This window comes from Anaerolineae bacterium, from assembly GCA_016931895.1.
GTDB lineage: Bacteria > Chloroflexota > Anaerolineae > 4572-78 > J111 > JAFGNV01.
In genome coordinates this window covers 1-8,853 of the sequence record JAFGDY010000196.1, presented here as the reverse complement: position 1 = coordinate 8,853, position 8,853 = coordinate 1, and the positions used below count along the sequence as shown (strand labels likewise).

At 54.4% G+C, this 8,853-nt stretch carries 7 protein-coding genes; 5 read left to right on the top strand and 2 right to left on the bottom strand.

All coding sequences use genetic code 11. From position 1 onward, the window contains the following. Window positions 1–542: 542 nt before the first annotated feature. Window positions 543–1,790, top strand: coding sequence for a Glu/Leu/Phe/Val dehydrogenase (locus JW953_14310; protein MBN1993869.1), 1,248 nt, complete (start codon window positions 543–545; stop codon window positions 1,788–1,790). A 5-nt stretch (window positions 1,791–1,795) separates the two neighbouring features. Here JW953_14310 and JW953_14305 read toward each other — a convergent pair whose 3' ends face one another. Together JW953_14305 and JW953_14300 are read right to left on the bottom strand one after the other, a co-directional pair. Continuing rightward, window positions 1,796–2,002, bottom strand: a complete 207-nt coding sequence (locus tag JW953_14305; protein ID MBN1993868.1) for a hypothetical protein — start codon at window positions 2,000–2,002, stop codon at window positions 1,796–1,798. 185 nt (window positions 2,003–2,187) lie between these two features. After that, window positions 2,188–3,009, bottom strand: a complete 822-nt coding sequence (locus JW953_14300) for a DUF2085 domain-containing protein (GenBank protein MBN1993867.1) — start codon at window positions 3,007–3,009, stop codon at window positions 2,188–2,190. A gap of 265 nt (window positions 3,010–3,274) precedes the next feature. Between JW953_14300 and JW953_14295 the strand changes: the two genes are divergently transcribed. The 4 genes from JW953_14295 (at window position 3,275) to JW953_14280 (ending at window position 8,117) form a co-directional block, all read left to right on the top strand. Continuing rightward, window positions 3,275–3,568 carry an isoamylase early set domain-containing protein gene (locus JW953_14295; protein ID MBN1993866.1) on the top strand — a complete coding sequence of 98 codons (294 nt, stop codon included), beginning with the start codon at window positions 3,275–3,277 and terminating at the stop codon, window positions 3,566–3,568. A 267-nt stretch (window positions 3,569–3,835) separates the two neighbouring features. Continuing rightward, window positions 3,836–5,911: a hydantoinase/oxoprolinase family protein gene (locus JW953_14290; protein ID MBN1993865.1), complete on the top strand. Its 2,076-nt coding sequence runs from the start codon at window positions 3,836–3,838 to the stop codon at window positions 5,909–5,911. A gap of 126 nt (window positions 5,912–6,037) precedes the next feature. Further along, window positions 6,038–7,627, top strand: a complete 1,590-nt coding sequence (locus JW953_14285) for a hydantoinase B/oxoprolinase family protein (GenBank protein ID MBN1993864.1) — start codon at window positions 6,038–6,040, stop codon at window positions 7,625–7,627. Between the two features lie 13 nt (window positions 7,628–7,640). Beyond that, window positions 7,641–8,117, top strand: a complete 477-nt coding sequence (locus JW953_14280) for a GNAT family N-acetyltransferase (protein ID MBN1993863.1) — start codon at window positions 7,641–7,643, stop codon at window positions 8,115–8,117. The last annotated feature ends 736 nt before the right edge of the window (window positions 8,118–8,853 follow it).

Below are 8,853 nucleotides of genomic sequence, written 5' to 3'. Positions count from 1 at the left end.
TCCATAAGGCCGGGGCCTTATTCAACCGGAAAAGAAACGAATGGGGGGGCACCCCCCAAGCCCCCCGGCCTACCGGCAGTTTCTTAGTAGCGATAACGAGGAATCTCCTTGATTTGGATGGTTAAAAAGAGGCAGATTTGGCAAATTAAATCCAAAAAAATTGGTTAACAGAAAGCGCAAGAAGATTTCTCCCTTCGGTCGAAATGATATGCCTGAGTAGTTACGAATCATGTTAATTTTTTAATGAATGGCGATTAATCTATAAAATATTTTGGTATAAACAAAATAAAACTGTAGTTTTTTAGCTGTATCGCTCAAAATTCTACAAAATTTAGTTTTGTAATTTTGACAATCATTATCATTGGGGCATAATACCCCTATCTTTTGAGTTAAATCAAGCCGATTCGATACAAGGAGGTATCAGGTTGGATTGAAACTTTGCAACTGAGGCGAACCACATGTGAAGTGTGTTCGCCTTTTTGTATTTAGGGCATATTGCCTTTGTAAAATCAACCGTTCTACTATTAGAAAGGAAAGCTATAATGTCAACCAACAATCCCTTTGCTATTGCTCAACAGCAACTTGACGAGGCTGCCGCTATTTTGGGTTTGGACCCGGCCACGCACGCTTTGCTGCGCGAGCCGATGCGCGAACTGACGGTCACTATTCCGGTGCGGATGGATGACGGCAGCGTGAGAGTGTTCAAAGGCTACCGGGTGCAGTACAATGATGCCCGCGGCCCCTGCAAGGGCGGCCTGCGCTGGCATCCCGACGAAACAATTGACACGGTCAAGGCTCTGGCCGCCTGGATGACGTGGAAAACGGCCGTTGTTGATATTCCTTTGGGCGGCGGTAAGGGAGGGGTAACATGCAGCCCCAAAGAACTGTCGCCCACCGAACAGGAACGGCTGGCGCGAGGTTACATTCGCGCGGTGTGGAAAATTTTGGGCGAAAAAACCGATGTCCCTGCGCCCGACGTTTACACCAATCCCCAAATCATGGCCTGGATGATGGACGAATACAGCACCATCCGGGGGCACATGGCGCCGGGCATGATTACCGGCAAACCCCTGCCCTTGGGCGGCTCTGCCGGCCGAGGCGACGCTACCGCGCGGGGAGGGATTTACACCACCCGCGAGGCGGCCAAAGTGTTAGGGATTGTCCTGGCAGAAAAAACTGCCGTTATCCAGGGGTACGGCAACGCCGGTCAATTTGCGCACCAGTTGGCCGAGGAAATCCTGGGGATGAAAGTTGTGGCCGTATCCGACTCCAAGGGGGGCATCTACAACGGGGATGGGCTTGACTTTGAGCAGACTGTGCGGCATAAACAGAAAACCGGGGCCGTGCTAGATATGCCGGGCACAACGGCCTTGAGTAATGAAGCGTTGCTGGAATTTGAGGCCACCGTTCTCTTCCCCGCCGCCCTGGAGAACGCTATTACCGAAAAAAATGCCGCCAGGGTCAAAGCCAAAATTGTGGCCGAACTGGCCAATGGCCCCACCACCCCGGAGGCCGATAAAATCCTCCACAATCAGGGCGTATATGTTATTCCCGATTTTTTGTGTAACGCCGGAGGGGTAACGGTGAGCTACTTTGAGCAGGTCCAGAACGCTTACAACTACTACTGGCCTCTGGAAATGGTTTGCCAGCGGTTAGACGAAAAGATGACCGCCGCTTTCCATGCCGTGCATCAGATGGCCCAAACAAAGCAGGTGCACAATCGCCTGGCTGCGTATCTGGTTGCGGTTGAGCGAGTGGCGGAAGCTGCCAGATTGCGGGGGTGGGTATAGCGTGTCTAATCTCCCGGCTGATCTGAAAACTGAAGTTTGGAGTGGCCTGGCGCCTGTTTGAGAATCTCTTGCCGGTAGGTTGTACCGGGGCTTTCATCGGCCTGTAAGGATTGCCCGGCTACATGCTGCAAACTCAAATTCACCAATACTCCGATAATGAAGGCCTTGATGAAGAGTTGGATGGTTGATTTTAATATTCTCTCGTGGTGCATCGCTATAACCAAATTAGGTTGACTATGGGAGGCTGTGCCTCACCGGGAGGCTGGGCCTCGCCGGGAGGCTGGGCCTCACCAGCTTACTTTTAATTGTAGTATTAGCTTACCAGAGAGGGCAATGTGCTATTAGTCCTGGTACCTTGGGGGGATGATGTTTGAAATAAGGTTTCGAGAGGATTGGTTTAAAATGGTATCCCCACCGCCCTGGTCAACGAAGCCCGCAGCCAATCCATCCCGCCAATCATCAAAAAGGCAAGGGCCAGGCCCATCGTCAGCGGCAACACAATATCGTGCCAGGTGCGGGCGTAACCTTCACGCCGGGTAATAATCAACACAAACATGGTGTTTACAATGCCCAACATCAACATCACGCCGCCGGTGCTTAAAATAGCCAGGGGGTAGAGCAGCAGCGGATGCTGCCAGAGCACAATGAGGATAATGATAACCGCGCCGCCCAGGTAAGGCAGTAAATCTTTAAAGTTTTGCATAACCGGCTCGTCTTTAGTTTCACTGGCCCGCCACAAGGCCCCGTTGATCACGGGAAAAACAATCACGCTCATGGCCAAACCATGAAACGTGCCGGTGGTCAACCGCAACCAATTGTGCGGCTCGTAAAGATACGGCGCTTTGGGAAAGAGCGAGAGATAGGAGTTGAGGCCGTCAATGCCCATCACCATAATAAAACCAATCAACGTCAGCAACACCGGCAGAGCGGGTAAACCCACCGCCCGGTATCGCCTGAACAGAGTCAGGCCAACCAGCCCCAGTAACGCGCCCAAATAGATGCCCGTACAGCGGGCGCACAAGGGCAGGGGATGGCCGTCAATGTGAATGGTTCTGCCGGGAATTTGGTGGCAAATGGCGTAGCCCACCGCATGGGTTTTATCCAAAACCGTCACCGGGGGAAAAAGCAATAAAACGGCAATGATCAAAAACGAGATGATCACCATTAAGTGATGATAACGGCTAAAACGGGGTTCTGAGAGGCTTAATTCGTTAGACATAAATTTGTTCCAATTTGATTATTCCGGTAAGTATGGGTTAAAACCAGGAATAAGTCAAAATGATTCCCGGCTCTATCAATGAAGATTTGGGGGGCCGACTAAAACGCCGGTTGAACCAATGCACCTCAAGCCGGGATTCCGTAAGCCGTTGTTTGCCTGCGTGGGTTAGACCAACAACAAAAATTTGCCAAAGACCGGGCTTTAAGTTACCATCATTACTATTGGGTGTAATCAACATTATTACAAAAATATTTTGGGAGGAACAATGTTAAGCAAAAAGTTCTTCAAAGCTAAAAAAACCTGTAAAGTCACCTTCCAACTGCCAGAAGGCATTGAGGCCAAAGAGGTTGGTCTGGCCGGCGAGTTCAACAATTGGCAGCCTAGCGTCAACCCCCTCAAAAAAATGAAAGGGGTTTGGAAAACCACCCTGGAATTACCCCAGGGGCGAGAGTACCAATTCCGCTACTTTGTTAACGGCAGCGAATGGCACAACGACGAAGCCGCCGACAAATATGTGCCCAACAACGTTGATGGCGACAATTCGGTGGTAGTAACCTGACCCGGACAGGCCAAAACCAAATAAAAACCCGGTGTAATCCAAAGAATACCCGGAGAAACAGGGAGATTTTTGGTTGTTTCTCTATAAAACGTTGAGGTTTTTCCGGTCTCTCCGGGTAACAGATTTTTTGCTCATTGGCCAAAAATTCTATGGCCAGCGGCAAGATTTTTTTCAAAACCCCCAACGTCCTGTCGTAGTCGCAAACCAGGATTACCATAGGGCGTTTCTTTATTATTGACCCTGATAAGGGGCAGGTGTAATTTAGCGATGCGCATTGGCATTGACATTGGCGGCACCTTTACCGATTTTGTTTTATTTAACGACACAACGGGCACATTCCAAACCCACAAAATCCTCTCCACCCCGCACGACCCGGCTGAAGCGGTGTTGGCCCAAGTGGCCAATCGCCAACTGCTCCTGGGCAAAGTTGAAGAAGCGCCAACGGCCACGCGCCCGGCCAAAATCTCCATTGTGCACGGTTCTACCGTAGCCACCAACACCCTGCTGGAGCGTAAAGGGGCCATTACCGCCCTGATCACCACCGAAGGTTTCCGGGATTTGCTGGAGATTGGTCGCCAAAACCGGCCCGACATTTACGATTTGTTCAGCCGCCGCCTGCCCGCCCTGGTGCCGCCGGAATTGCGCTTTGAAGTGCCGGAGCGGGTTGACCATTGCGGCCATCCCATCCAGCCGCTTGATTTAACCGCGTTTGAAACCCTCATTGGACAATTGACCGCAGCCAGAGTTAGCTCTGTGGCCGTGAGTTTGCTTTTTTCCTTTTTATATCCAGAACACGAAAACACCATTGCCGCCCGCCTGCGCCAGGCCGGCTTTTTTGTTTCGGCTTCTAACGAGGTGCTGCCTGAGTTTAGAGAGTATGAACGCACCAGCACCACCGTGGTCAATGCCTACGTTTCGCCGGTAATGGACCGTTACCTGGCCCGGCTGGAACGCGAGAGCGGCGTTAGCGATTTCCGGGTAATGCAATCCAACGGCGGCAGCATTGGCCTGGCCCAGGCCCGCCGCGAGGCGGTGCGCTGTGTTCTTTCCGGCCCGGCGGGCGGCGTGGTGGGCGCCCGCTACGTGGCCGCTGCCGCCGGCTCTGAGCAATTGCTCACCTTTGACATGGGCGGCACCTCCACCGATGTTTCCCTCTGCACCGGCGACATTCAAATCACAACCGAGTCGGAAATTGGGGGCATGCCCATCCGCGTGCCGGTGATTGACATTAACACGGTCGGTTCCGGGGGCGGCTCCATTGCCTACGTGGACGCCGGCGGCGCGTTGCGCGTTGGCCCCCAGAGCGCCGGGGCCGACCCCGGCCCGGTTTGTTACGGCCGGGGCGGGCAGCAACCCACCGTCACCGACGCCAACCTGATTCTGGGCCGCCTCCCGGCCGATCATTTTCTGGGCGGCCACATGGCCCTAAACGTAGCCGCGGCCGAGGCAACGCTGCTTGAGTTGGCCCAAGCGGCCAAACTATCCCCTCGCCCTGGCCTGACTCTGGCCCAAACCGCCGCCCTGGGCGTGATTGACGTGGTCAACGCCCACATGGAGCGCGCCCTGCGCGTTATCTCGGTGCAGCGCGGGCACGACCCCCGCGACTTCACCCTGGTTTCTTTTGGCGGCGCCGGGGGGCTGCATGCCGCCACCCTGGCCCGGGGCTTGAATATTCCCCGGCTGCTGATTCCGCCCAACGCCGCTACCCTATCGGCTTTTGGCATGCTGGCAGCGGACGTGGTGAAAGATTATGTGCGCACGGTGATGCGGCCCGGCGATACTGCTTTTGACGAGGTCGAGGCGTTGCTGGCCCCGCTGGTGGCGCAAGGCCAGGCCGACATCATGGCCGAAGGTATCTCCCCGGCAAACATCGTCATTGAGCGGCGGCTGGACATGCGCTACCAGGGCCAATCTTACGAGTTGATGACGCCGCTGACGCCCGATTTTGTTGGCGATTTTCATGCCGCCCATGCCTACGCTTATGGCTATAGCGACTCCAGCATGCCGGTGGAAATTGTCAACGTGCGCGTCCGCGCCACCGGACACCTTTCGCCCCCTCCGTTGACGCCCTTTGCCTTAGGCCCAAGCGATCCCACACCGGCCCTGCTGGAACGCCGGCCGGTAGTGCTGGCCGGTGACGTGGCCGAGATTCCTTTTTTTGACGGCCAAAGGCTGCAACCGGGCTGCCAATTTTCCGGCCCGGCGGTGATCATCCACCCCGATACAACCATCTTTATTGAGGCGGGTGATGAAGCAGTTATGGATGAACACAAAAATTTAATCATCAACGTATTCCCCCAATATCCAGAAAACGGGTATCACCCAACAGGGGACAGAGCGTAATGCGCGATACGGCCCAACCCTGACGGTTGGCCGGCGTATGGCGCATTACAACCACCTTCCTCCGCACCCGCCTTAGCCGCAATACGCCTCGCGCGTTGCTCCATTAATTCAAAAGAAAAAGTTGCCATGAAAAAATATGATCCCATTCTGCTTGAAGTTTTTAAAAATCGTTTTGCTTCTATTGCCGAAGAAATGGGCATGGCGCTGCGGCGCACGGCTTACTCGCCCAACATCAAAGAACGGCTCGACTTCTCCTGCGCCCTATTTGACGCCCAGGGCCACATGATTGCCCAGGCCGCCCACATTCCGGTCCATCTGGGCGCAATGCCCGTTTCCGTGGCCGCCGCCATTGAGCGCGTGGATTTTGCCCCTGGCGACGTGGTGATGCTAAACGACCCTTTCCGCGGCGGCAGCCACCTGCCGGACATAACCATGATCACCCCCATCTTTCATTCTGACCTCGCCGCAAAAGAAACTGCCCTGGGTTTTGTGGCCAGCCGCGCCCACCATGCCGACGTGGGTGGCATGTCGCCCGGCTCTATGCCGCTATCGCAGGAGATTTTTCAAGAGGGCCTGGTTATTCCGCCGCTAAAGTTAATGGAAAAGGGGCAGGTCAACCACAGCCTGATGGAATTGCTGCTGGCCAACGTGCGCACGCCCGAAGAACGGGCGGGCGACCTGCGGGCGCAACTGGCGGCCAACCGTAAAGGCGTGAACCGCTTTATAGAAGTGGTCAACGTTTACGGCCGGGTTGAGGTGCAGCGTTATATGGCCGGTCTCCTGGAATATGCCGAACGGATGACCCGCCGGCTCATTGCCAACCTGCCGGATGGCCGGTATTATTTTGAGGATTTTTTGGACGGCGACGGCATTGAGCCGCAGCCGGTAAAGATTGCCGTAACCATCACCATCAAGGGCGATGAGGCGGAGGTGGATTTTAGCGGCAGCGCCGCGCAAGTAAAAGGAAGCGTGAATACAGTTTATGCGGTTACGTTGTCGGCGGTGTTGTATGTGTTTCGGGCGCTGATTGGGCTGGACATCCCGGCCAATAGCGGTTGCCTGGCCCCTTTGGCGGTGATTGCGCCGGAGGGAACGGTGGTCAATGCCCGGCCTCCGGCGGCGGTAGCCGGGGGAAATGTGGAGACTTCTCAGCGAATTGTTGACGTGCTCCTGGGGGCATTGGCCCAGGCCAGGCCGGAGCGAGTGCCGGCCGCGGCGCAAGGCACCATGAATAATTTAATGATCGGCGGCTGGGACCCGGAACGGAACCGGCCCTACACCTACTACGAAACCATTGGCGGGGGGATGGGGGCCGGATTAGAGTGGCCGGGGGCGGATGCTATTCAGTGCCACATGACCAATACGCTCAACACCCCCATTGAAGCGTTGGAATACGCCTACCCGTTCCGGGTGCGGCGTTACGAAATTAGGCGCGGCTCCGGGGGGGCGGGCCGGCAGCCGGGCGGCAACGGGTTGCGCCGGGAAGTGGAACTGCTGCACCCGGCCCAGATCACCCTGCTCACCGAACGGCGCGACTTGGCCCCTTACGGCTTAGCCGGCGGCAAAGCCGGCCGGCCGGGGCGCAACCTGCTTTTGCGCAACGGCCAGGTGTCAGCACTGCCCGGCAAAACCACGCTGGCGGGCAAAAGGGGAGATGTGTTGCGCATCGAAACGCCAGGCGGCGGCGGGTACGGCCAGCCGGAAACAGCAATTTAAAGGTAAGGAAAATATGGAAATAAAAATTCGCCCGGCCACGGTAGAGGATGCCCCGGCCATTGCCAAAATCTTGCGGGGGTTGGAGTGGCTGGCCCGTTTCCAGGCGGAACCGGCGGCCACTACCGAACAGCGTATCCGCAATTACCTCAAGCTTTATGTGGCCAACAACAGCCATTCGGCCTACGTGGCCGAAAAACTCGGGGGAGAGGTGGTGGGCTACACCACCGTGCATTGGCTGCCTTACTTACTCCTGCCCGGACCGGAAGGGTACGTATCCGAGTTATTCATCCCCGCACTTGAACGGGGCCGGGGCATTGGCACCAAATTGCTGGAGATGGTAAAACAAGAAGCCCAGGCGCGAGGCTGCTCCCGCTTGATGCTGCTCAATATGCGCAACCGGGAATCTTACCAACGAGGATTTTATAAAAAGCTGGGCTGGGAAGAGCGAGAAATAGCGGCCAATTTTGTGTTACACTTGGCCAAAGAGTAATGAAGACCCTGCCAGGTCGGAATTAGGAGTTAGGAATCAGGAATTAGAGATTAGGAATCTGAACATCTATAGCGGTTGGATCAGGGGGTTAGTCTCCTGTCTTAAACATACTATCCCGGTGAAGAAAAAATTTGCTTCATCGGGATAGTTTTTTCTCACAAAAGAGAGGTTTTGCCGTTTTTTGGTTGAGAATGAAAGCGGTAAATTTTACTCCCCCACTATCGGGATAGCCCATAAGTCCTAGTACCATTGTCCAAGATTAACCGGGCCAAAACTACCAAATTTTGGGGTTGTTTATCTCCCAATTTACCTGTATGCTTGTGGTGTGGTAGTGATTACTTGGAGTATGGTTGAGGAGTGAAGCCCATTATTAAAAAGCTGCTGCAACGAGCATCCCCAGGCCGGTTAATGACCGGCCATTTTATGAGCTAAAAAAACGGGATTTTTATGAATTGGGCATTTGTCATTGCAAAGAAAAACGGCGAAGCAGTCAAAGATTGCCGCAATCTCCGGCTCGCAAAGGGGGATTGCGTCGCTACTAATGACATAGATTGTCTTTGTAGGATTGAAGACCCTAAAGGTCTCTGAGACCTTTTTTAGGGTCTGGCTCCCTCGCAATGACCTGCACCAGTTAATTAATTTTTATTCTTTAGAGTTGTTCCTGAATAAGCAAAACCTACTAAATGCAGGGCTTTTATACGATCTTGGTGCCCTATATGTTGTGCAATTTCTTATT